Here is a 21807-nt window from a genome sequence, read left to right as displayed (position 1 = left end):
CGTTGAAAACGGACGCGGGCCCCTTCGGGCACACGTATTTCTTGCCTTCACCTGCACAAAGTGTCCTGCGGGCGGTCACTTTCCGCCGCGAGCGTTCAATCGTGATCGCGACAATTCCCGTCACGGCCCTGACTCTACGACGAGTGTGCCAAGATCGGCATATGAATGGTTCCAAACCAGATTCGCTCTGGTCTTCGCCCACCAGTTAAGCAGCCTCTCAGTTGCTCAGGCCGTGTACTACGACTCGACCGGAATTGGAGGGACGCTTGTGTGGGTGTTCGCCGCGTTCATGTTCCCCCCTGACCGCCGTACTTTTTCTACTGATGGCCCTGATCATCAAGATCCGGTCCCGCCATGGGTGGACCCGCACGAGTTCGGGACATCTCTAAGACGGTATACGAGGACGGGTAAAGGATTGATTCGGGCTCTCTCCCCAGTATCAGGGCTGCAATCTCTGCGATTTTCGAGTGCGGTCTCTCCACCGGTCTGAAACGTTGAGACTCACCCACACAACCACAGCGATGATCGCGACACGCACCCATTCCCGGAAATGCCTGGCTATGTCAACTAGAACTGGCCCCACCCTGACGGCCTGAACTGGCCCCACCCTGTGCCCCCACTCCCTCCAGCGGGTCTGACTGAAACTGCCCAAATTTCATATTTACGGGGGATGCGCTCAAGGCCACAGCCGACATAGTGTCAGTCCGTTCGCTGCTAACAGTGAACGGACTCTACCCACAGCGAAAGGCACCACTATGAGGAGATTCAAACCAGCATTGGCTTGTACGACCCTGACATTCCTCCTTCTCAGCTTCGTAGCCACCCCAGCCACGGCTTCCGAACCAGACGAAGTCAGCGAAGAAGAAATCACATCTTCGCAGGGACCATCTCCCTACGTCGAGGCCGACACCGAAGAAGAAGCGATGCGGAAACTCGACGCCATCGAGAAAGAACACCCGCAGGGCATCTCGGCCCAGGCTGCGTACAAGCGGTACGGACCCACCTTGCACCCTGCCGGATTCCACACCCGAAAATCAGCCGGATACAAATACGGTGGAGTGAAACCGGTCACGGTGTGCACGAAGAAGGTGACCGGAATCAAGATGGCCTCCCAACTGAGAGTGAAGAACGGTCTCATGTGGGTCAAGGCTGGGATCGAAATCCCACAAACCGCTAACGACAAGGACCTGCGTACCGGCGGCAAATACAAGAAGAAGTACTATACGGTGAAATTCACGCAGACGAACATGAAATATAAGTGCAAGGGAACGAAGAAGCACAAATGGTCGGCCAGCTCGATCGGCCGACTGCGGTATCAGGGCCGGACACTTTGGGCGCGGGTGACTTCGCCGATACTCTCAGTACCATGCGGTCCGCACTAGAAGCCGCTGACTTGCAGATGAGGTGATTATGGGTAACCAGAAGGTATTTTTGCTCTTCGCTAAACAGCCTTCGCCGTTCGACTCGGAAGAGATGATCGATCCGTTCATAGGGATTGTGACTGACGAGCGAGATTGTGAGCGGTTCGAGGCCGAACACTCAGAGTACGAAGTCAGCTGGGAAGAACGGTTCATCAATGATTCGGAGGGGCATTGGGTTGAGCCTGGCGACACCGTGTATGGCTACTTTTACATGTCGACGATCAGAGAGTCCCCAGAGGGAGAAGTCCTCGACCTGTTGACTGATGCAGCTATCGAGTCCGTGATCTATCAACAGGCTAACGCCCGCAAAATGCTTGCGATTGGCCATATTCAGGTCATTACCGTCGGTGACATTCGACTGGATGGCAACTTCCCAGTCGTCGATGATCCGGCGGACTGGGAGAAAATCAACAACTAAACGAGGAACACACTGTCAAGCACCGGGTTTCGTAGAGGCTCCTTTTCTTGGTTTCCTAAGCAGCCGCGGGTTCAATCGCGGACTGGTTGATCCATTCCGAATGGACCTCGAACGGCGGGCGGTAGTCAATCGCTGAATGCAACCGTGTCTGGTTGTACCAGGCCACCCACTTCGACGTCTCCGCCATCACCTCGATCAACCCCGACCACACCTTCCGGTCAATCAACTCTGCCTTGTAGACCGAGTTCAGAGCCTCGGCCATGGCATTGTCGTACGAGTCTCCACGTGACCCCACCGACGCCACGACCTCGGATTCCGCCAGGGTCTCGCCGTAGCGAATCGATCGGACTTGAACGCCGCGGTCGCTGTGGTGGACAAGCCCGGAGACATCTTCACCACCCCTATATTTCGCCGCCAGAGCCATCGTCAGAGCGTCCCTGGCCAGAGACTCCCGCATATGGTTCGTCACCTGCCAGCCGACGATCTCCCGGTGGAACACATCAAGGATGAACGTCGTGTACACCCACCCAGCAGACGTCGGAACATAGGTGATGTCAGCGACCCATAGACAATTGGGTGCCGGTGCTGCGAACTCACGCTCGACAAGATCATCCGGACACTCCTCAGCCCTAGCCGAAGCCGTCTTCGGACGCTTCCGCTTCCGCCGGATCCCGTCGATGCCCAACTGGCGCATCAACCGCTCCACCGTGCACCGAGCAACATGCCCGAACCGATCGGTGTACTCGCGGTTGATCGCCTTCCACATCTTCCGCACCCCGTAGCAGGAGTAGTTCGCCTCATAGACGTCCTGGATCACCACCATCAGCGCCTGATCCCGACGGGCCCTAGCCGATGGCTGACGCTTCTTGAACGCGTAATACGAGCTCACAGCAATCCGTGCCGCCGTCCTCTTCAGGGCGCGCACGATTGGCTCGACTCCGAACTCGTCGCGATGATCGTCGATGAAGGTGACGATTACTTTGATGGGCGGTCGAGCTCCGCCGCGAAGAAAGCCGAGGCACGGCGAAGAATCTCGTTTGCCCGTTTCGATTCAGCCAACTCAGCCCGCAACCTACGGTTCTCAGCCTCAAGATCAACGGAGTCCGCCGGCGTCGCTGTGCCCGAGTCTTTGTGCTTACGCACCCACACCCGCAGCGCTTCCTTGCTCACCCCGAGCTCTTTGGCTACACGGGCAATCGCTCCGTTTGCGGTGTTCGGATCCGCTTGAGCATGGATGACGAGCTCGACGGCACGAGCCTTGAGCTCGTCGGTGTACTTCACTGGCATGAGAGAATCTCCTTCTTCCAATCTCCCTGCCTCTATTATCCCCGGGGCGATTCAGATCCTTCCCGTGCAAGACCGTGGTGACGGCGGCGGTGAGGTTGTCGTAGCGGATATGCCTGGTCGGGATACCGCCGAGAGTTTCGAAGGCGTCGATGTGGCCTTCGAGGAAGGCTTCTTGCCCGCAGGTCGGGTAAACACGGTGGATGGCTTTGCCGGAGTGGGAGAGTCGGTAGACGAACATGTGACACTTCGTTCTCACTCCGTCGAGGATGATCCAGACTTCCCCGAAATCGACCTCAGCTTCAGCACCAGGGGCATGGTGTTGGGGGATGAAGACTTCTTTACGCCTGCCGGCCGCGGTATCGATTTCTGCCCGGCGGACGCGCACGTAGTCGCGGACGGTTGAGTATGAGAGTCCCGCGGCTGCGTGTTCGTCGATGAGCCGGTTCAGGATCCGGGTTGCTGTGTGGCGTTGTTTCCTGGGCGCGTCGAGGTCCGAGCGCAGCATGGTATCGATCGCGGGCTTGTAAGGATCAAGCTTCGGCGACGACCTAGCCGGGGGCTTTCTGGCTGGTGGTTCAGCACTGTCGAGGGCTTGGCGGATGGTGCGGCGGTGGACGTTGTGGCGTTTGGCGAGAGCTCGGATCGAGAGTCCTTCGATGCGGGCGTCGCGGCGGATGGTGGCGAAGAGTTCCACTCGTGACTCCAAGGTGGTGGCCCCGTTCTGTTGAACCAGTAGGTTCTTCTAGGTTCGGGTGGGGCCAGTTGTGGCCGTCGCAACACCATCGGCGAGTCGCGGGTGGGGCCAGATGAAACCGTCATGCCGGGGCCACTTCACACTGTCATAACCAAATCCCAGACCGAGTCTGGTGTCAGGATGATCCGGCCGTAAATGAACTTCTCACAGCTCACTGCTACCAAAGCTGCCAGCAGGCATAGGGTGATGCGAAACAGGTGGTGTACCACTACGCTCCCTCGTCTGGTCTTCGGAGTCACGTCGACTTCGATGACAATCAGGCCATCGCCGCGTTCAGGGGCAGCGAGGACTTATTCTGCGGATTGCGGGTTCTCGTTCTTCTGCTCGACCCGTTTGGCCAGTTCGAGGTCGAGCAGGTTGTTGACCTTGAGCAGAACAATCAAACCGAGCACCAGCAATGAGAGCACCAGGCCACCGCTGAGCACATAAACCCCGACGATCACAAAACTAAACACATCCATGGTCATGGGACTATACCGGCTACCTAGCCACAACGGAGGTGAAAATTCATCAGCTCGAGTTCTCGGACAGCCATATCGTGAACGGAGGTTCGACGGAACGTGTCCTTCCTCGGCAAGCAACGACAACGGGCTTGAAGCGTCAGTGATTGTCGCGGTAGTTGGTCACGAATATGTGACCTCCAAGACGAATTCGGTGGAGCCGGTCACGACGGGCGGAAATGTCTACCGGGTATCCCCGCTCACCGAATCCGTCCAAGAACTGGACTAGATTGCGAACGAAACTGTCAAGGACGGCACCACCTAGACGCTGGAAAGTCGCCCTCTCGATCTGCGAAGCCGATTTCGTCAGCTGTCTGCACAAACTCCAACAGCCGCACCCACAAGGGCGGGACCGTAGATTTGCGGCCCCGCCCTTGTGGGTTTAAAGCTAGCTCCTATTCGTCCGACTCGATTTCATCAGCGTTCTGCTGTAGCTTCGCTAGCTGCTGAGCCTGTGAGGTCAAATCGTCAGACATCTGAGCCAACGGACCGTCAGCAAGTTCTGTCACCCGCGCGGCGAAGGCCTCATTGAAACTAGTATCGGGGCCTCCAGCAAGATCCTTCACGTAGGAAAGATGCTTGCTAATTACACGAACGGCATCCGCAGAAGCTTCTAAGAGCCTGGTCGTGAACCGGTCTTCCGCATGTGGCAGAACCACTAAATCGTTGCTGTAAACACCGTCGATGGCGACAAGCGCGGCAAGTACTTCTACTGGGTCGAGCGAAGAAACCCACCGCCAAATGAACCGATCACGGATCTCTTCGAAATTGTGAACGGGGCTCCCAGTATCTTCGAACCCTTCGACAAGGGCATAGGCGACGTCCTTTATCGACATAGCGCCCGCAAGCTGCAACGCACTGTCAAGTGAGCCCTTTTCCGCAGCGACGATCGCCTCAGTCAGTGCCTGTGCGCTATCACGGTTTACCCCACCAGCCATTACTGATCTTCCCACCCTTCTTCGCATATGTGACAACTATGTACTTACCCTTGTAGGGAAGGACAGCCTGCATTCCGTTCGCACCACGTTTCGAGTGCTTGCCGTTAGCCATAGCACGAGACATTAAGTTCGCAATTTTCGATCGCGAGGTGCCGCCAATCTTCCCCCAGTTGTGCTTCTTCGCCCGGATATGCTTCCAGGTGTTCGCGTTGGCCTTCTGAAGAAGGTACTTGGAGGTGGCCTTCTTGATCTTCGACTTCCCTATTTGCTTGATCGCTGCTTTAATCCCGACACGAGCGAGGAGGCCAAGAACCCACAGAATCGGGAATGCCTGCGCATTCACCTGGGCAGAAGAAACCTCAATGGTTTCTCCGGACTGAGCATCTTCGAGAGTTGCGGTGAAGGCTTCATCACCTAAATAGGTGAAATCACGGACGAGTAGTTCGCTTTCAATGTCTTCACCATCGACGACTGCTTCAACCGTCACCGACTGGATCAGCTCATCAAGAGGAGCATCGGAATCCGTGGCGACATCCACACGCGAATCAATACCTTCAGCCTCAACCGAGGTGGAGACTGTGCCACCGACCGCGTCGACGTCTACAGTCGTATCTAGGTTGTCGCCGCCCTCATCAAGCGACTCAACACCTGAGGTCGCCTCATCAGGATCAACAGAGACACTATGTGTGCTGACGCTTGGTACTTCGGTTGGCTCGTCGGCCGCGACGGGTGAAATATTTGCCGTCGACAGCCCCACCGCTAACGCGGTCACCGCTGCAACAGCAGCAACGCTCTTCCTTAAAGAGACTTGCATTCCCTCGGATCCTTTCCTTGTTCTTCAATGGATTCTTCTATCGCTTGATCGACAGGAGTGTTCCTGCGGGTCTGATCAAGAGTGTGTGGAGCAATCAGTGGCCAGCACGCGGCAATCTTTCCCGCAGCAATCGCTGTTGCAGGAGACGTCCCTGAATACGGCTGGGCCCCACCTCCCGGGCTCTCAACGCGGATCTCCTCACCGGAAGCAAGGAGATTCGTTGCTCGAGTATTCGTGAATCTCAGGCGGCGGCCTGATTTGTTCAGTGCCCCCACTGAGATCACTCCCTCATATTGGGCTGGGTATGAGGCGAAATCTCCAATACCGTTCCCGGCAGCGGAAAAGATGGTCACGCCATCGTTTTGAGCTTGACGGACCGCTTCCTTCAGCTCTGGCACGTCCATTTCGGTCCCGAGCGCGGCGACGATCATATCCACATCTTGTTGCGTCGCAGTCGTGATCCCAGTCGCCAAGTCTTCAACTTCCCCGACACCAGAAACATCAAGAGCCGGGACATCGACGATCTCGATCGTCGGAGATCGTGTAGATGGTTTTGCTGACGCGCTTTCAACCATGATCGCGGCCATGGCTGACCCGTGTTCGCTCACTCTCGACGGGGCGCCCGGCACCGAACGAACCTCGATCTTCGCCTTATTCAATGCTGGGTAGGTGGGGTCAATTCCTCCATCGATGATTGCGACCCGAACCTTCGAAACAGTTTCTACTGGCGTGAAAACGATGAAAATGGCGGCCATGGCGAAAACGATGACGACGACTGCCACCAGGGCACGCTGGACCCACCGGCGGGGATGAACGGGGGCCAGGGCCATCCGGGAGTCTTCTCGCATGGTCTCGCAGTCTGTGAAGAAAGGTGGGGACGATCTTTCATGGGGATAAGCCGTCCTTAAACCTAACAATCCCTGAGTTGGCTTCCGGGGTCGCTCGTGTGAAAGCAATCAAACCGTTACCTGCCGCAGGTCCGGTCATACAGTGTGGGCGCCGCGGGCGCCTCGCACGAAAGTATGAAATTTCGAGAAAACTTCGGCCCAGCAGGCCGGATGAGTGCGATCATGTCAATCGGGTATACCCCTTTGACATTCGAGATCTCGGCCGGAAGAATGCTGTCAAACGGGTTGCGATTCCAGTGATTGGACACATATGCCTACCGACTCCGAGAACCCCTCAGATGCCCTGTTCGGACAGACCCTCGGCTACGTGCGCGTCAGTAGCGCCGATCAGAACCCTGGCCGGCAATACGAGACCATCGGTTGGTGCGATAAGACGTTCGAGGACAAGCTCAGCGGGAAATCACGCGCCAACCGCGCAGGCCTGAACAAGCTCATCGACTATGCCCGCGAGGGTGACCATATTCGTGTGGCCTCGTTGGATCGCCTCGGACGAGACACCCGAGATCTCTACTCGCTCGTCGACACACTGACCGGGAAAGGGTGCACGGTCACCTTCGTCTCGGAGAACATCACCGTCTCCAAAGATGGCAGCTCCCCTATGCAGGAACTGTTCCTCACGTTTCTGTCGGGCATGGCGCAGTTCGAGCGCGCGCGGATCCTTGAACGGCAGCGGGAGGGGATTGAGCTGGCGAAGGCTCAGGGGGTCTATCAGCGCAAGCTCACCGACGAGGACGTGCAAGCCTGCCGGGCGATGGTCGACATGGGGATCTCGGTGGCCGGGGTCGCCCGACGCTATGAGGTCTCTCGGCAGACGCTGTACAACGCACTCAAAGGCTCAGGAGCCTACACTCCTGCCGGGTGAAGTCCCTTGTCCATTCTTCTCGTTGCTTCAGCTAGCACGAGGATGGCCCGACTGTGAGCCTTGGTAGTCTCGTCGGCACTGCGGCCCATTGCAGCTTCGGCCGCCTCGGCGTCAATGCCTTCCTGCAAATCGTAAGCGCCAGTTACGACTCAACCTCTTTGAAGCTGAAACCACTCCCCTGAAGGTCAAACCTGGTGGTCCTCTAACTCCCTACGCCAAGAAGCCAGGGAGAGTCACCATCCCCAAGAATTACCGGTATTGCCCGAAGTCTTGCAAACCAAAGAGCTGGCACGACTATTGCACTGAATTGCTCCGGGGATAATAGAGGCAGGGAGATTGGAAGAAGGAGATTCTCTCGTGCCAGTGAAATACACCGACGAACTCAAGGCTCGTGCCGTTGAACTCGTTATGCATGCCCAAGCCGATCCCGATAGCGCGAACGGGGCAATCACCCGCGTCGCGAACGAACTCGGGCTGAGCAAAGAAACCCTGCGAGTCTGGGTGCGTAAGCACAAAGACTCTGGCAACGCTACACCGACGGAGTCAGTTGATCTTGAGGCCGAGAACCGCCGTCTGCGGGCCGAGTTAGCCGAGTCCAGGCGGGCGAACGAGATCCTGAAGAAGGCCTCGGCTTTCTTCGCGGCGGAGCTCGACCGCCCATCAAAGTGATCGTTGACTTCATCGACGAGAACAAACACGAGTTTGGAGTCGAGCCAATCGTGCGCGCCCTGAAAGGGACTGCCGCCCGGATTGCTGTGAGCTCGTACTACGCGTTTAAGAAGCGACAGCCCTCGGTCAGGGCTCTTCGGGATGCTGATCTGATGATCGTGATCAAGGATGTCTATGAGGCCAACTATTCCTGCTACGGAGTACGCAAGATGTGGAAGGCGATCAACCGTGACTACGCAGATCGGTTCGGGAACGTCGCCCGGTGCACCATCGAGCGGTTGATGCGCCAGTTGGGCATTGACGGTGTTCGTCGGAAACGGAAACGTCCGAAGACGGCATCAGCCAAGGCCGAGGAGTGCCCGGACGATCTCGTCGAGCGCGAGTTCGCAGCGGACGGTCCGAATTGTTTATGGGTCGCCGACATCACGTATGTACCGACGCAGTCTGGGTGGGTGTACACGACGTTCATTCTGGATGTGTTTCACCGCGAGATCGTGGGCTGGCAAGTGACGAACCACATGCGCGAATCGTTAGCTCGTGATGCTCTGACCATGGCTTTAGCCGCGAAATTCAGGGCCGGAGAGGACGTTTCCGGACTCGTGCACCACTCAGATCGGGGCGTGCAATTCAGGTCGATTCGCTACGGCGAGACCCTCGCTGAGTCCGAGATCGTGGCGTCTGTGGGGTCCCGTGGGGATTCGTACGATAACGCCATGGCCGAGGCCTTGAATTCAGTTTATAAAGCCGAGTTGATTGATCGGAGAGTGTGGTCGGGACTGATCGAGGTGATGGCTGAGACATCAAAATGGGTGGGCTGGTACAACCAGGAACGGTTGCATTCAGCCATTGATTACCGACCGCCATTCGAGGTTCATGCTGAATGGATCGACCAGGGTCACATCGAGTCAGCAGCTGCCTAGGAAACCAAGAAAAACAGCCTCTACCAAACCCGGGGCTTGACACACCTCCTCTCCAGACCAGCCTGTGGTTGGTAAGTATCGAGTCGATTTCCGTGGACCGTGTGCCCGACACGATATGAACATCCAAGCAATCATGGGGAAGAAAATCTCAAACTCTACTAAAAAGAAGCAGTGGTACAGCGCCAATGGAAAACTCAAAAGGCAGATGAAGCAGCAGTGCCAGCATCAGTTTTCCAAAGGTACGGTCTTCCGCCAGAACTGCTACATCACGGTAGGCGTCTACTATGCAGCAGTGACAGCAAATACTTTCGTCAAGAAGCTGTAGGGGCACTCAGTCGTGAATTCATCAAGAAGTCTTGTCCTCGGAGGGCTTGTTGCTTTTGTCGCTGCGATGGTGCTCTATGTTCTCTCTGTGCCAGCGTTCGTTTCAATCGTGCTCGTTCTGGTCTCTGGTGTACTCGTCGCTCTAGCTATCCACCGGTCACCAATAGCTCCGGTGTCAGCGAGGAAGTGGGTAGCTTCCGGCATGACCCTGACTGTTTTGCTGGCTGCCGGTCTCGTGTGGGCTGGCTACTTCAGTCCGATCACAGCAATTCTCGACGGCCTGATTCCTCTTTTGTTGGGGGTTGCAACAGTCGTCTTCGTTGTCATCGCGGCGGTCAAGATTTACCGGTCAACAGGTCCTAAGCAAATTTGATTGCTCTCCGTATGGGGCCGTCGCAGCTCGAACTTGGAGCAAGTACCTGTGACCCGTAGACCGACTTTCTTTGCTTTATCCGGTGCAGGATGCGTAGTGCTTGGTGCTGTTGCCCTCCTCCTCGATTTCACTTCCCCGGGGTGGCTTGTTGTCCGACAGGTACTGTCAGTGCTCCTGCTCGTTGCCGCCACTCTCGTTCTGCAGCTATCGATTCTGTACTCCGCGTGGGAAGCGACGAAGAAGCGGTGGATGGGCGTTGCCAACCTGGCGCTTGGTGCGCTTATGGTTGCAGAACTGGCCTGGCTGTTCTTGTCTAGCTCAATCGACTACCTACCGGCAATCGTGTTCATCCCTATGGTCTTACTCTATGTTTGCTGGGTGGTCATTGCTGTGGCTTTCGTGGCCAGGGATGGCCGGAAACGTCACGCTCGACCAAAGGCCTAAAAGGGACTGATGCAAAGAAAGGTGACAGTTTGAGTGTCAAGCTGCGAGAGCAGCTGGCTCTATGATTGCTTCGTACTCTACTGGTGTCAATCGACCGGCAAGACTCAGATAAACAGCCCGGATGCCACCCTCGGTGCCTCATATACTTTTGCCCGCGAAATGGTGGACCCTCGGAAGCTATGGGGAGTGAACTGTCGATGGCGACTCGAGCAGAGATCACCACGAAAGGGACTGATGCAAGGAGAGGTGACAATTCAAGTGTCACGCTGCGAGTGCAGGTGACTCAATGATCGCTTCGTACTCAATCGGTGTCAAACGACCCAACCGAGCTTGTCGGCGACGTCGATGATACGTCCGCTCGATCCACGTCACTATCGCGATTCTCAGTTGGTCACGGGTCGCCCATCGGCGGCGGTCGAGAACGTTCTTCTGCAACAGCGCAAAGAAGCTCTCCATCGCTGCGTTGTCGCCAGCCGCGCCGACTCTGCCCATCGACCCGATGATGCCATGACGGGCCAAAGCCCGAGTGAATTTCTTCGACCGGAATTGGCTGCCGCGGTCGCTGTGCGTCTTGCATCCGGCCACATCACCGCGCCTGGCCACAGCCATCTCGAGGGCATCAACAGCCAACCGGGCCTTCATCCTCGAACTGATCGAATATCCGACGATGCGCGAGGAGTAGGCGTCTTTGACGGCGCAGAGGTACAGCTTGCCCTCACCCGTGTGGTGTTCCGAGTAGGGTCGGACCGGGGCGCTCTGCCAGCCTCACGACTGGTAAGTTTCCCCGGCCCGCCCTCCGAACCGGACGTGCCCATTCCTGAGCATCCAGCTCTCCATGCCAGTCAAGCCGCAGCACTGTCCCATGGCGTGGGAATACGAGTTCCCCGGAACCGATAGCGAGTCACTGGAACCCGACAGGCCCGGAAGAACTCGACTCCTTCCGTCCGTATCTCCCATCCAGGGAGGAAACGACGCACCACAGTATGCTTATTCAGCTTGGGGTGACGCTTATTCAACCAATTGACGATCCGCCAGAACGCGTAATGGTCAACGTAACTGAATGTCGCTTTCGACACCCCATGCTGGAAATACGCACACCACCCTCTCAACACCGGGTTCACCCGGCGGAGAAGATCGGCCAGCGTCCGATGTTGCGCTCTGCGAGTCAGACCGCGAATACGCTCCTTGATCGAAGCCAGAGACTTCTTCGACGGATACGTATACACCTGAGCCTGACCGCTGGTTCCCCTCTTCATCCGACGCTGGATGCGCCAGCCCAAGAAGTCGAACCCCTCATCAATGTGAGTCACTTTCGTTTTCTCCACCGATAGGCGCAAACCCATCGGCGCGAGCACTTCAGCCACCTCGTGCCACAGTGCCTCCACGTGCTCGACCGAACCGTGGACAAGGACAACGAAGTCATCCGCGTACCGGATCAGCTTCATCACCGGGATGCCCCTACGGCGCAGTTTCGCTCGCGTCCAGCTCGGACCCAGCGACTCCCACTTCTTTTGGAAGTGATCATCAAGCCCAGACAAGGCGATATTGGCCAGAAGTGGTGAAAGTATCCCTCCTTGCGGGGTGCCGGTGTGAGTGTTCCTATTGACACCATCCTCGCTGAGGATGCCTGCCTTGAGGAACCTTCTGACCAGAGCCAGGACCCTTTTGTCCGTGATTCGTCCACGCAAACGCTGAATCAGACCAGTGTGATCGATCTCGTCGAAACACGCAGTGATATCAGCCTCGAAGACCCACTCATAATTCAAAGGCCTCGACGTGAACTTATGAATCTCAGCAATCGCGTCCTGCGCACGCCGACGCGGCCGAAACCCATACGAGGACGGATAGAAGTCCGCCTCGAAGATCGGTTCCAGCACCAACTTCAGCGACGCCTGCACCACTCTGTCGGCCAGCGTTGGAATCCCCAACGAACGAGTCTTCCCATTCGACTTCGGGATCCTGCGCTCACGCACCGGCAAGGGTCGGAACTCACCAGTCTTCACCTGGCGGCGAATCATAGTGAGCACCTCAACGGCCTGACCATGAAGCAGGGACCGGGGTGCGACCCCATCGACTCCAGCAGTCCGACCGCCCTTGTTACCCCGCACTCGATCCCACCCTGCTACGAGGAAGGCCGGATCGTGGACAAGGTTGAACACATCATCGAAGACACGCCCCGGATCGGTGCGCGCCCATTGGTGCAATTTCGTCTGGATCGTAAGTACTCGATGCCATGCCGAAGTAATATCGACTGGCCCCGACACACCCGTATTCACCGGTGTCCCTCCTTTTCATCCCTACTTTCATTGCGGAATCGGCACTGAGTCCCTTCGCCATGTGGTCGGCTTTCCCGACCTCGGACTACTACGGACTCTCCGCCCCCACACCACTGGTATCAGTCGGCGACGGACCTTCCCTGCCGACCACGCATGGAATCCGTGGTCAGCAGGGACCAGCGGCGGGGTTCCCACGTTCACTATTCAACCGATTGACGGGATCGGTACCCAGCTTTACTCCTGCATCCTCGCCATAGCTACGCCGCAGGCTTTCACTATGGCCTCCCGGACCGGCGACATTCTCCGATCCGGAAGTTCCCTCGACTGGCACACCAGCCTCGGTCTGCGATGCAACCCGACCCCGATCCACCAGATTTCGAGTCGGTGGTCTGACTTGAGGAGCGTTCGGACACTGGTTCCTATGCGTGTACCTCTCCGTCGTGTTAGCCGAGCCCGACCCATCTGGCAGTACTGGAATCGTCTCGGCGTTGTCAGGGCTGCTTCCCGCCCTCGCTCCCATCCCGGAGTTCAGGCTGCCCTCAACTTCACCTGGCTGCTGCGACAGCCAGGCGGTGGTGGTCTCTCACCTCCACTCGGTTCAACAGCGCCTCGTGGCGCACGATGTCGGTTAACCACAGCTGATTCGGGGCATCAGCATGGAACTCGTGTCTGGTCCGTCCGTCGGCATCGACAAACGCGCATAGATCGTCGTGGACCGGTGGTCCCGGCTTCTTCCCGTTCTTGGCCCGGCCCTTGCCGAAGGCGGAGAACCAGGCATTGGACGAACACAACCGCCACGCAGTGCGAACAGCCATAGGCTGGCCTGCCGACTCCGCCTCATCTGCGAGGTACCGGTATCCGAATTCCGGGTCGTCGCGGTGGGCGTCGAAGAGTGCGTTGGCCCGATAGGCTTCGGCGACCTCGGCTTCAGGAACCGGTGCTGCCAGCCACCGGTAGTAGGGCTGGCGTGAGAGCTTCAAGACCCGGCACGACACCGCGACGGGGATCCCGTCGGCGGCGAGCTCTCTCACGAGCGGGTAGAGCCTTTTGACGGCAGGTTCGCCTGTGACAGATACGCGGCAGCACGGCGCAGGACCTCGTTCTCTTGCTCCAGCAGGCGAGTCCGCCGTCGTAGTTCTCGCAGTTCTGCTGATTCGTCGGTGGACTTGCCAGGTTTGTTGCCGGCATCGATCTCGGCCTGGCGGATCCATTTGTTCAGGGTGCCTTCATGGATCCCGAAGTCCTTGGCGATCTGAGCGATCGTCGTCTTCGAGTCCCGGTTCAAAGCGACCTGGATGACGTCGTCGCGGAATTCTTTCGGGTAGGGCTGTGGCATGGTGTCTATCCTTCCAGGCTTGCCTGTCAACAAGCCAGATTAGATGTCACCTAACCCTGCATCAGTCCCTTCTTCGTGGAGCCCTTGCCCGTCGCCACGTTCCTCAACGACGGAGGGGTCATTCGTTTCGTCCGCGCCCTCCGGGGGTTCCTCGACCTTCTTCGGTTCGCATCCAGCCAGGCTGGCGGTGAGGATGATGGTGGCCAGGAGGATGACTGGTTTCTTCACGTGTGTGGTCTTCATGGGTATTCCAATCACTTGGTCTTCGTGGTCGTGAGTTGCTTCATCACGAATGGCTCGAGTTCCGGGATCTCGACCGCACGGTCACCGACGATGGGCTTGAGAGCTTTGAACAGTGCCCGCATCGTCCGGTCCCGGTCATCGTCTGAGGTGTCGGGACGGCGCAGAATCTCTACGAGGTGCGCAGCATCGTCCATCACTCGTTTCAGCACTGGGTCCAGGGACGGTCCGCGACCGAGAATCGTGGCTTTGTGCTCACCGTCACGCAGCGCGTTGTCGAAGGCATCGACCGCGGTCTCGAAGTCGCGAAGAAGAATGTGATCGTTCTGGTCGATTTCCCACCGTTTCCGGGTCATCGCCGCGACTTCTGACCTATCGAGGATCCGCACTGCGAACTCTTCGTGAGCGACATCGTGGATCGCGGGAAATTCGATGAGGAGGTCGAGGTCAGTGTGCCACTGGCCCCAACGGATCTGGATCGCGTCATGACGGGCCACCGTCACCTCTCCCCGATCCCAACCCCACACGTCAATAGTTGAACCGTCAGAGTCCCGGAGCGTGCCTCGCGTTGAGCTCAACCCATGCGCTTCCTCGGCAGCAGCGTAAGCGTAGAGGGATATCAGATCGCTCCCTGTCCCACTCAGACCTGCGCGGGAATTTAGGCGACCGACCATAATGACTCCGAACCCGATCACCGCAAAGACAACGGCAAGCGCCAGACCAACGACCAGAATCGTTGAGAACGGTTGATCGTTTGCCCATGCCTCGATTGAGGGTCCACCAACGGAGGGTCCACGAACTTTGAGTGCCATCATGACCGACTCCGGGCGATGACTTGGAGGTTCGTCATGGTCTTCTTCATCGACCCGACGGTGTCCGAATGAGTCAGCGCGGCCTGAAACGTCGGGGCCGGCTGTGTGGCCATTGCCGAGAGCAGGTCAGAGAGGACCCCGAGTGCGTCGGCGACGTCCCGGCCGAGGTCTTCGACCTTGTCCCCCTCGAGCGTTCCGAGGTCGGAGACTCCCCCACTGAACGCAACCTCGAGCAGCTTGGACTGTTTCTTCACCATCGGCAACGGTGCAGCTGCTCCGTAGTGGAGTTCCCGGATTGCACGGACCACGTGCTCACGGCCAGGAGTGTTACTCGACTCGCTGAGATTCACCGACGCCGGTTCAAGACCGGACGATGAGACAAGGTCGTAGTCGGTGGGGTGGTCATCCTCGACGATTTCCGCGTCAACGATGTTCTCCCTCGCCAGATTTGGCGCGGACGTCGGCTTAGGAGGTCGTTCGCGATCGTATTGTTTCCCGTCCAAACCGATAACTGGCTCATCAGGTTCAGGTGATTCATTTGAATCACGTGGTTCGTTCAATCGTCGGACTACCGTTGGTTGGCTTAGATCTGTGGCTGATGCAATGCCTCGAGTGCTCATCCCTGCAGCCCTCAGTTCTGCGATTACCTGCTCTTCGAGCTCCTTAGGTGGCCGCAAACTTACATCTCGGAATTCTTCATCGAGGTAGTCCTGCCAGGATTCGTAATTCAGAGCAATCCAAATCCTGCCTCGCCACGCGGCCGAGATTTTCACTTGGAGTGCTCCGTAATCGGCTCTTAGTTCGTCGGTGAGCTCCCGTGCCTCATCTGCTGAGAAGTGGCTCACGAGATCGGTGCTCATGCCGTCACCGCCAGCTCAGAATCAATTCCCTCGACCAGCCGGGTGAACGGAACGTCGAGTGCCTTCGCAAGATCGACGAGTTCGTTCATCCTCCACTCCGTGCGGCCGTGGAGTCGAGACGAAAAGGTTGCTGCAGTCAGACCAATAGATTCTGCAGTTTTCTGGCCTAGCCAATCGCGACGCGCCATGGCTGCTTTGATATTGCCCCTCAGGACCACTTGATAGCTCATGGGGACGACGGTAGTCCTCACAGGACTATTCTGCAAGCTAAAAATGTCCCGTGCCGAATATTTTTCTCCCAGAGACTATGTGCAAGTCCACGGAAGAGATAGAATTGCTACATGACTACATCATTCGAACCAGCCATTGACCTGGAGCGAACAGCCAACTTAAAAGTCAGTAGCGAGGTGAGAGCCTGGCTCGCCCGTCGCGGGCTGAAGCAGCTCTGGCTTGCAGAACTGTTGGGGGTTGGCCAGTCAGCAGTGTCGAAGCGGCTCCGCGGAGCCCTACCATTTACAGCCCCAGAGCTGATGATGATCGCGAATGCACTCGACATTTCACTGGCGGAGCTACTGGGTGAACTCGTGAATGAGAAGAACCCCCACCCAATGGATGGAGGTTCTTCAGGCGTAGCGGGAGGGAGGCTCGATCTCCCGACCTCACGATTATGAGTCGTGCGCTCTAACCAGCTGAGCTACCCCGCCCCAGCGCCGCATTTAAGCGGCACGAGAGCCCCGAAAGGGATTCGAACCCTTGACCTTCTCCTTACCATGGAGATGCTCTACCGACTGAGCTATCGGGGCAACAGGTAAGAATTTACACGGCTTCGCGCAGCGAGGGCAAATCGGCGTTCAGTGACGTCACTCACAGATCACGGAAGTTCACTTCACTGGGTCAAAGCGACCCGCCAGAAAACCCTGCAGACGCCCCGGGTGGTTGGTGATGATGCCATCAACCTCGGCGTCGAGGAGTTCGCGCCACTCGTTCATGGAATCGGCCGTCCAGACGAAGACGCCCAGGTCGTTGTCCCGAATCTCGGTGACCACGGACCTGCGCATGGAGAATCCCTTGTATGAAGGATTGATCGCAACGGCGCCCAGTGCCCGTGCGGTCTCGATGTCCTCGGGGCGTGGAACCATGCGCAGAAGGAACCGCGACACCATCGGCAGCATGTCTCTGCAGGCGGCGAGGGTCTCTGTGTTGAACGACTGCACGACCATCCGATCGGCAGTGCCGGTCTCGACGACGAGCTCTGAGATCTGGGCCACCGCTCCGGAGGACCACTCCCCCTTGAGCTCGAGGAGCAGCTCACCACCTCGGTGCTGGATATCTCGCATGACGGCCGCCAGCGTGGGAATCCGAACTCCGGTGAATCCCGGCCCCATCCACGAGCCGGCGTCGACGAAGGACAGCTCCTCCGCGGTCAGATTGGCCACCGGACCCTTGCGATTCGTGGTCCTGTCGAGGTCGGGGTCGTGGAGGATGACCGGAACCCCATCGGCGCTCGTGGAGGTGTCGACTTCGATGAAGTCCACGTCGAGGGCGCGGGCGGCATCCACCGCGGCGAGACTGTTCTCCGGGGCCACCGCGGAATAGCCGCGGTGGGCGATCACCAGGGGGCGCTTGGACGACCCTGGTCGTTCGGTGATTCCTCGTTCGTGCAGGAACTGCAGAAAGCTCATACGTCCAGCCTATGCCCTGCACCAGTTCTCGTCTCAATTCGCCCGCCGTGAAGCATTTTCAATATCTTGAATGCTGAGAAGCACATAGGCACCGGGACAGAACAGGCAATAACGTACTCTCTGTGAGCTACTTCATATCCTCATTGTCGTGGATATGACGACCGCACTCACGCACCACTCACCACCTCTGAAAGGATCGCAATGGAAGGCATCTACGCTGCCGCGATCGTGCTCGGCTTCATCGCCGTCGGCGAATTGGTCTCGATCTGGTCCAAGGCCCGAGTCCCCAGTCTCCTCGTGGCGATGCTGGGCATCTTCATCTTCGCCAAGATCGGCATCGTCCCGGAAACCGTCATCGATGACTCGATGCTGGTCCAGGTCTACACGATTCTCGTCGCTCCGCTGCTCTTCCACATGGGTACGCTCATTCCGCTCCGGGTGATGCTCAAGCAATGGCGTTCAGTGGTCATCGCACTGTCCGGGATGGCGGTCGCCGTCGGCCTCATCTTCCTCATCATCGCGCCCATCTTCGGGTTCGAGACCTCCGTGGCCGGTTCCGGGCCCCTGGCCGGCGGCATCGTCGCCACCAGCCTCACAACCGAGGGCCTGACAGCGTCCGGAGCCGCCTCGGCGATCATCGTTCTCCCGGCTCTCGTGCTCATGCTGCAGTCCCTGCCGTCGATGCCGCTGACGAACTTTCTGCTCCGTCGTTACGCCAAGAACCTGCGCGACAGCGGAGAGCTCCATGAACTCGCTGCCGCTCATCACGAAGACGAGGCAGAGGCCGCCACGAAGAAGAAACTCGTCACACTGCCGGCGTTCCTCGTCGACAATCAGCTGTTCATGCTCTTCCTCATCCTCGTCGGCGGCTCCATAGCGACTCTGCTGGCCGTTCCAACACATATTCCCTCGTCGATCCTCGCGCTCGTCCTCGGTATCGCCGCCACCGCGATCGGCCTCTCGCCCGACAAGGCGATGGAACGGTCGAACTCCTTCGGCGTCGCCATGGCCGGCGTGATCGCAATCGTTATGGCCCCGCTGGTCTCGGCCTCCGTGCAGGACGTCATCGACGCGTTCCTGCCCACAATTTCGATCCTCATCATCGGCATCATCGGCATCGTCGGTGGTGGCTACATCGCCACGAAGCTGCTGAGGTGGAAGGCTCCGCTGGGTATGTCGGTGGCACTGACGGCCATGTACGGCTTCCCCGCCGACTATCTGCTGACCAACGAGGTGGCACGCTCCATCGCCCGCGATGACGACGAGAAGGAAGCCCTCCTCAATGTCATGCTGCCGCCGATGCTTGTCGGCGGCTTCACCTCGGTCAGCTCTGGTTCAGTCATCATCGCCAGCGTCCTCGTGGGAATGCTGTGAGCGCGCTCCTGAGTAAGGCGAACGCTCTGCTGCCGCAGCTGCAGGATCTGCGACGACGGCTGCATGCCGACCCCGAGGTGGGCCTCGACCTGCCGCACACGCAGGCCGCGGTTCTCGCCGCCCTCGAGGGCCTCGATCTGGAGATCAGTACGGGAGTTGAGACCACCTCGGTGGTGGCGGTCCTGCGTGGCACTCATCCGCAGAAGCCCGCGGATGCACCCGCCGTCCTCCTGCGAGGGGACATGGATGCGCTGCCCATTCAGGAGCAGACCGACGAACCGTTCACCTCGGCGAATGCGAACATGCACGCCTGCGGTCACGACCTGCACACCGCAGGACTCGTGGGCGCCGTCGAGCTGCTGCATGCGCACCGCGCGGAACTCGCCGGCGACGTCGTCTTCATGTTCCAGCCCGGTGAGGAGGGATATAACGGCGCCTCGGTGATGATCAAGGAGGGCGTCCTCGACGCCGCCGGGCCTCGAGTGATCGCGGCCTACGGAGCCCACGTCCATATGGGAGCCAAGGGTGTCGTCACGACGAAGGCGGGGACCCTGCAGGCCGGGTCCAACGTCCTCAATGTCACCCTCCACGGGCGCGGGGGTCACGGCTCCCAGCCGCAGTCGGCGATCGATCCGGTCCCGGCCCTGGCCGAACTCGTCACGGCCCTGCAGAACATGGTCAGCCGACGCATCAGCACCTTCGACCCGATCGCCTTGTCCGTGACACAGCTGCAGGCGGGTGATGCTGTCAACGTCATCCCCGCCTCGGCGAGCCTCGGTGCCACCGTGCGCACCCTGTCCCAGGAGTCACTGGACATTGTGCGTGCCCAGTCGAAGCAGCTGGCCAGGGGCATCGCGGAGGCTCACGGATGCACCGCCGAGGTGGATTTCCAGGTTCAGTACCCCGTGACCGTCAACGACGAGGCTGAGACTGCTTGGACCCTTGACCAGGTCCGCGGCCTGCTGGGTGAGGATCGGGTGGAGGTCGCCACACACCCGATCATGCCCAGCGAGGACTTCTCATTCGTCCTGCACGAGGTTCCGGGCACGTATATGATGCTCGGCGCCAAACGCACGGACGTGCCCGAGGAGCGGCAGGGAGACAACCACTCCCCCTTCGTCGTCTTCGACGACTCCGTGCTCGGTGATCAGGCAGCGCTGCTGGCCCACCTGGCGCTCGAACGCCTGCGCACCCAGCGCTAGCTCCGCTTCCGCTGCCACCATCGCCGAGGTGGTTGTTCCCGCTCCTGATCCTGACCATCCGTCGGGGTTGGGGTCGGGTTCGTCGTTAATGCAGTCTTCGCGCTTCGGCGTTGGCGCCAGGCCGCGACCTCGTCCTCGACCTTGCGGGGCGGGGTGAAGACGGGTGGGCCCTCCCGCAGGTCCATGATGGCGGCCCGGACTCGATCGTTGAAGCCGGCGAGATAGGCGCGGACGTCGGCCTCCTTTGAGAACGCATCGAGGGTGTCTTCGAGGACCGCGTTCTCCTTGCGCAGCTGGAAGGCGGCCGGGGCGACGCCGCTCATGTCTTCGCTGTCCATCTTCTGCTTGATCCACCAGTCGGGATCTTCCGAGTTGTGGAGACCGGACAGGGGCTTGCCCAGACCGGGCAGGTCGTCGAAATCGCCGCGTCTGATGGCCTTGTCCAGCGCGGATTCGACGATCGCGTTCCGGTCTTCGAGCGAGCTGATCCGGCGAGGAGCCTCATCCTCAGTCATGGCGGTGCCTCCATTGTCCTGGCCACGTGTCTCCACGCTATAGAGGTGGCCGGGGCTGCGCAATGGGGGTGAATGCGAAGAAGCCCTGTGATCAGGTGATGATCACAGGGCTTCTTCCTTCTGCGTGGCAGATGAAGGATTCGAACCTTCGAAGGCAATGCCGGCTGATTTACAGTCAGCTCCCTTTGGCCGCTCGGGCAATCTGCCGCAGTGTGTGCTCGATGAGCACTTGAAAATACTACAAGCACGCACCCCGAATCACCAACTCGATAGACGCAGGTCACAATTATGCGTCTCGACTACACTCGGTGACCAGATACCCGTCCATCCTCTCACCACACAAGGAGCATTCATGGCCAGCGAATCCTCATTCGACGTCGTCAGCAAGGTCGACCGGCAGGAAGCCGACAATGCCTTGAACCAGGCGGCCAAAGAGATCAATTCCCGCTACGACTTCCGCGGCACCGATGCCTCGATCGCGTGGACCGGTGAAGCGATTCAGATGAAGGCCGTCAGCGAGGACCGGGTGAAGGCGATCCTCGACGTCTTCCAGTCGAAGCTGGTCAAGCGCGGCATCTCCCTGAAGTCCCTCGACGACGGCGAGCCCTACCCATCGGGCAAGGAGTACCGCATCGATGCGAGCCTCAAGGAAGGCATCGACAAGGACAACGCGAAGAAGATCTCGAAGTACATCCGGGATGAGGGCCCCAAGGGCGTGAAATCGCAGATCCAGGGTGAGGAGCTGCGCGTGAGCTCGAAGAAGCGCGATGACCTGCAGGAGGTCATCTCCCTGCTCAAGGGCAAGGACCTCGATCTCGACCTCCAGTTCGTCAACTACCGCTGAGCCGTCGCTGTCGCTGAGTCGTCGCTTCTGCCGT

25 protein-coding genes, 3 tRNA genes, 3 pseudogenes and 2 other annotated features are annotated in these 21807 nt (G+C 58.7%); of the genes and pseudogenes, 11 read left to right on the top strand and 20 right to left on the bottom strand.

All coding sequences use genetic code 11. The annotated features are described in order from the left end of the window. The first annotated feature begins 755 nt into the window (after nt 1–755). Nucleotides 756–1382, top strand: coding sequence for a hypothetical protein (locus CXR25_RS05420; RefSeq protein ID WP_125187843.1), 627 nt, complete (start codon nt 756–758; stop codon nt 1380–1382). Nucleotides 1383–1410: 28 nt separating this feature from the next. Continuing rightward, nucleotides 1411–1839 carry a hypothetical protein gene (locus CXR25_RS05415; RefSeq protein ID WP_009882346.1) on the top strand — a complete coding sequence of 143 codons (429 nt, stop codon included), beginning with the start codon at nt 1411–1413 and terminating at the stop codon, nt 1837–1839. Between the two features lie 55 nt (nt 1840–1894). Here the strand turns inward: CXR25_RS05415 and CXR25_RS05410 are convergent, their stop codons facing one another. The 7 genes and pseudogenes from CXR25_RS05410 to CXR25_RS05385 form a co-directional block, all read right to left on the bottom strand. Then, nucleotides 1895–2803 (bottom strand): IS3 family transposase, encoded by a 909-nt coding sequence (locus CXR25_RS05410; RefSeq protein ID WP_241212412.1) that lies wholly within the window; start codon nt 2801–2803, stop codon nt 1895–1897. Continuing rightward, nucleotides 2726–2854: a sequence feature (AL1L pseudoknot), on the bottom strand. (Overlaps the previous gene by 78 nt.) Continuing rightward, entirely contained in the window at nt 2815–3126 is a 312-nt protein-coding gene (locus CXR25_RS05405; protein WP_009883477.1) for a transposase, read from the bottom strand. It overlaps the preceding feature by 40 nt. Nucleotides 3127–3157: 31 nt before the next feature. Next, nucleotides 3158–3832, bottom strand: a pseudogene (gene istA / locus CXR25_RS05400) (IS21 family transposase); the annotation flags it as partial. A 338-nt stretch (nt 3833–4170) separates the two neighbouring features. Then, complete coding sequence (locus CXR25_RS18620) at nt 4171–4347, bottom strand: hypothetical protein (RefSeq protein ID WP_162619321.1); 177 nt, start codon at nt 4345–4347, stop codon at nt 4171–4173. A 428-nt stretch (nt 4348–4775) separates the two neighbouring features. Next, entirely contained in the window at nt 4776–5318 is a 543-nt protein-coding gene (locus CXR25_RS05395; protein ID WP_009885516.1) for a hypothetical protein, read from the bottom strand. Next, complete coding sequence (locus CXR25_RS05390; protein ID WP_096161386.1) at nt 5296–6132, bottom strand: SAR2788 family putative toxin; 837 nt, start codon at nt 6130–6132, stop codon at nt 5296–5298. Before CXR25_RS05390 ends, CXR25_RS05395 begins: the two co-directional genes overlap by 23 nt. After that, complete coding sequence (locus tag CXR25_RS05385) at nt 6117–6914, bottom strand: S8 family serine peptidase (RefSeq protein WP_162619320.1); 798 nt, start codon at nt 6912–6914, stop codon at nt 6117–6119. The genes CXR25_RS05390 and CXR25_RS05385 overlap by 16 nt, the downstream gene beginning before the upstream one ends. Nucleotides 6915–7290: 376 nt before the next feature. On the opposite strand from CXR25_RS05385, the gene CXR25_RS05380 reads away from it, so the two are divergent. From CXR25_RS05380 to CXR25_RS05365, 5 genes and pseudogenes are all read left to right on the top strand, one after another. Further along, nucleotides 7291–7902, top strand: coding sequence for a recombinase family protein (locus CXR25_RS05380; RefSeq protein ID WP_069599738.1), 612 nt, complete (start codon nt 7291–7293; stop codon nt 7900–7902). A 357-nt stretch (nt 7903–8259) separates the two neighbouring features. Next, nucleotides 8260–8571 (top strand): transposase, encoded by a 312-nt coding sequence (locus CXR25_RS19335; protein WP_029417909.1) that lies wholly within the window; start codon nt 8260–8262, stop codon nt 8569–8571. Beyond that, nucleotides 8532–8660 (top strand) — a sequence feature (AL1L pseudoknot). Its footprint overlaps the gene before it by 40 nt. Then, nucleotides 8568–9491, top strand: a complete 924-nt coding sequence (locus CXR25_RS05375) for an IS3 family transposase (protein WP_009885551.1) — start codon at nt 8568–8570, stop codon at nt 9489–9491. Its footprint overlaps the feature before it by 93 nt. Before CXR25_RS19335 ends, CXR25_RS05375 begins: the two co-directional genes overlap by 4 nt. A gap of 55 nt (nt 9492–9546) precedes the next feature. After that, nucleotides 9547–9816 (top strand): annotated as a pseudogene (locus tag CXR25_RS05370) (hypothetical protein); the annotation flags it as partial. 12 nt (nt 9817–9828) lie between these two features. Beyond that, nucleotides 9829–10188, top strand: a complete 360-nt coding sequence (locus tag CXR25_RS05365) for a hypothetical protein (protein ID WP_125178022.1) — start codon at nt 9829–9831, stop codon at nt 10186–10188. A gap of 705 nt (nt 10189–10893) precedes the next feature. On the opposite strand, the pseudogene CXR25_RS05355 reads toward CXR25_RS05365, so the two are convergent. The 8 genes and pseudogenes from CXR25_RS05355 to CXR25_RS05320 all read right to left on the bottom strand — a co-directional run. Then, nucleotides 10894–11367: pseudogene (locus tag CXR25_RS05355) on the bottom strand (IS3 family transposase); the annotation flags it as partial. Nucleotides 11368–11474: 107 nt separating this feature from the next. Continuing rightward, a complete protein-coding gene (ltrA, locus tag CXR25_RS05350) occupies nt 11475–12908 on the bottom strand; it encodes a group II intron reverse transcriptase/maturase (RefSeq protein WP_009883329.1) in 1434 nt (477 codons plus the stop codon). Nucleotides 12909–13453: 545 nt separating this feature from the next. After that, complete coding sequence (locus CXR25_RS18785) at nt 13454–13939, bottom strand: hypothetical protein (RefSeq protein ID WP_206430647.1); 486 nt, start codon at nt 13937–13939, stop codon at nt 13454–13456. Next, nucleotides 13936–14244, bottom strand: coding sequence for an IS3 family transposase (locus CXR25_RS18780; protein WP_069599411.1), 309 nt, complete (start codon nt 14242–14244; stop codon nt 13936–13938). The genes CXR25_RS18785 and CXR25_RS18780 overlap by 4 nt, the downstream gene beginning before the upstream one ends. Before the next feature lie 39 nt (nt 14245–14283). Beyond that, a complete protein-coding gene (locus tag CXR25_RS05335; RefSeq protein ID WP_096168655.1) occupies nt 14284–14487 on the bottom strand; it encodes a hypothetical protein in 204 nt (67 codons plus the stop codon). Nucleotides 14488–14498: 11 nt separating this feature from the next. After that, on the bottom strand, nt 14499–14981 hold the full coding sequence (locus CXR25_RS05330) for a hypothetical protein (protein WP_101598885.1): 483 nt from the start codon (nt 14979–14981) through the stop codon (nt 14499–14501). Nucleotides 14982–15295: 314 nt separating this feature from the next. Next, nucleotides 15296–16156, bottom strand: a complete 861-nt coding sequence (locus CXR25_RS05325) for a hypothetical protein (protein ID WP_125178021.1) — start codon at nt 16154–16156, stop codon at nt 15296–15298. Next, on the bottom strand, nt 16153–16386 hold the full coding sequence (locus CXR25_RS05320) for a helix-turn-helix domain-containing protein (protein ID WP_125178020.1): 234 nt from the start codon (nt 16384–16386) through the stop codon (nt 16153–16155). Before CXR25_RS05320 ends, CXR25_RS05325 begins: the two co-directional genes overlap by 4 nt. A gap of 111 nt (nt 16387–16497) precedes the next feature. On the opposite strand from CXR25_RS05320, the gene CXR25_RS19330 reads away from it, so the two are divergent. Beyond that, on the top strand, nt 16498–16827 hold the full coding sequence (locus CXR25_RS19330; RefSeq protein WP_096168656.1) for a helix-turn-helix domain-containing protein: 330 nt from the start codon (nt 16498–16500) through the stop codon (nt 16825–16827). Here the strand turns inward: CXR25_RS19330 and CXR25_RS05310 are convergent. From CXR25_RS05310 to CXR25_RS05300, 3 genes are all read right to left on the bottom strand, one after another. Continuing rightward, nucleotides 16787–16860 (bottom strand) — tRNA-Met (locus tag CXR25_RS05310). The genes CXR25_RS19330 and CXR25_RS05310 overlap by 41 nt on opposite strands. Before the next feature lie 26 nt (nt 16861–16886). Beyond that, nucleotides 16887–16959, bottom strand: a tRNA-Thr gene (locus CXR25_RS05305). Nucleotides 16960–17037: 78 nt separating this feature from the next. Then, the gene (locus CXR25_RS05300) at nt 17038–17838 is read right to left on the bottom strand and encodes a glycerophosphodiester phosphodiesterase (RefSeq protein ID WP_009882871.1); all 801 of its coding nucleotides are present in this window, start codon (nt 17836–17838) and stop codon (nt 17038–17040) included. A gap of 201 nt (nt 17839–18039) precedes the next feature. On the opposite strand from CXR25_RS05300, the gene CXR25_RS05295 reads away from it, so the two are divergent. Next, the gene (locus CXR25_RS05295; protein ID WP_009882873.1) at nt 18040–19212 is read left to right on the top strand and encodes a hypothetical protein; all 1173 of its coding nucleotides are present in this window, start codon (nt 18040–18042) and stop codon (nt 19210–19212) included. Beyond that, entirely contained in the window at nt 19209–20414 is a 1206-nt protein-coding gene (locus CXR25_RS05290) for a M20 metallopeptidase family protein (RefSeq protein WP_114384610.1), read from the top strand. Before CXR25_RS05295 ends, CXR25_RS05290 begins: the two co-directional genes overlap by 4 nt. On the opposite strand, the gene CXR25_RS05285 is transcribed toward CXR25_RS05290, so the two are convergent. Further along, the gene (locus CXR25_RS05285; protein ID WP_114384611.1) at nt 20411–20929 is read right to left on the bottom strand and encodes a DnaJ family domain-containing protein; all 519 of its coding nucleotides are present in this window, start codon (nt 20927–20929) and stop codon (nt 20411–20413) included. The genes CXR25_RS05290 and CXR25_RS05285 overlap by 4 nt on opposite strands. 125 nt (nt 20930–21054) lie before the next feature. Next, nucleotides 21055–21136, bottom strand: a tRNA-Tyr gene (locus CXR25_RS05280). 145 nt (nt 21137–21281) lie between these two features. Between CXR25_RS05280 and CXR25_RS18615 the strand changes: the two genes are divergently transcribed. Then, entirely contained in the window at nt 21282–21773 is a 492-nt protein-coding gene (locus CXR25_RS18615) for a YajQ family cyclic di-GMP-binding protein (protein WP_009882879.1), read from the top strand. Nucleotides 21774–21807: the final 34 nt, after the last annotated feature.

This window comes from Brevibacterium aurantiacum (assembly GCF_003932995.1).
In the GTDB taxonomy this organism is placed as follows: Bacteria; Actinomycetota; Actinomycetes; order Actinomycetales; family Brevibacteriaceae; genus Brevibacterium; species Brevibacterium aurantiacum.
This window is presented reverse-complemented; position numbering and strand designations above follow the sequence as displayed.

Coding starts and splice junctions, on each gene's coding strand:
- CXR25_RS05420 (WP_125187843.1), top strand. CDS start 756: ATGAGGAGATTCAAACCAGCATTGGCTTGTACGACCCTGACATTCCTC.
- CXR25_RS05415 (WP_009882346.1), top strand. CDS start 1,411: ATGGGTAACCAGAAGGTATTTTTGCTCTTCGCTAAACAGCCTTCGCCG.
- CXR25_RS05405 (WP_009883477.1), bottom strand. CDS start 3,126: ATGCCAGTGAAGTACACCGACGAGCTCAAGGCTCGTGCCGTCGAGCTC.
- CXR25_RS18620 (WP_162619321.1), bottom strand. CDS start 4,347: ATGACCATGGATGTGTTTAGTTTTGTGATCGTCGGGGTTTATGTGCTC.
- CXR25_RS05395 (WP_009885516.1), bottom strand. CDS start 5,318: ATGGCTGGTGGGGTAAACCGTGATAGCGCACAGGCACTGACTGAGGCG.
- CXR25_RS05390 (WP_096161386.1), bottom strand. CDS start 6,132: ATGCAAGTCTCTTTAAGGAAGAGCGTTGCTGCTGTTGCAGCGGTGACC.
- CXR25_RS05380 (WP_069599738.1), top strand. CDS start 7,291: ATGCCTACCGACTCCGAGAACCCCTCAGATGCCCTGTTCGGACAGACC.
- CXR25_RS18780 (WP_069599411.1), bottom strand. CDS start 14,244: ATGCCACAGCCCTACCCGAAAGAATTCCGCGACGACGTCATCCAGGTC.
- CXR25_RS05335 (WP_096168655.1), bottom strand. CDS start 14,487: ATGAAGACCACACACGTGAAGAAACCAGTCATCCTCCTGGCCACCATC.
- CXR25_RS05325 (WP_125178021.1), bottom strand. CDS start 16,156: ATGAGCACCGATCTCGTGAGCCACTTCTCAGCAGATGAGGCACGGGAG.
- CXR25_RS05320 (WP_125178020.1), bottom strand. CDS start 16,386: ATGAGCTATCAAGTGGTCCTGAGGGGCAATATCAAAGCAGCCATGGCG.
- CXR25_RS19330 (WP_096168656.1), top strand. CDS start 16,498: ATGACTACATCATTCGAACCAGCCATTGACCTGGAGCGAACAGCCAAC.
- CXR25_RS05300 (WP_009882871.1), bottom strand. CDS start 17,838: ATGAGCTTTCTGCAGTTCCTGCACGAACGAGGAATCACCGAACGACCA.
- CXR25_RS05295 (WP_009882873.1), top strand. CDS start 18,040: ATGGAAGGCATCTACGCTGCCGCGATCGTGCTCGGCTTCATCGCCGTC.
- CXR25_RS05285 (WP_114384611.1), bottom strand. CDS start 20,929: ATGACTGAGGATGAGGCTCCTCGCCGGATCAGCTCGCTCGAAGACCGG.
- CXR25_RS18615 (WP_009882879.1), top strand. CDS start 21,282: ATGGCCAGCGAATCCTCATTCGACGTCGTCAGCAAGGTCGACCGGCAG.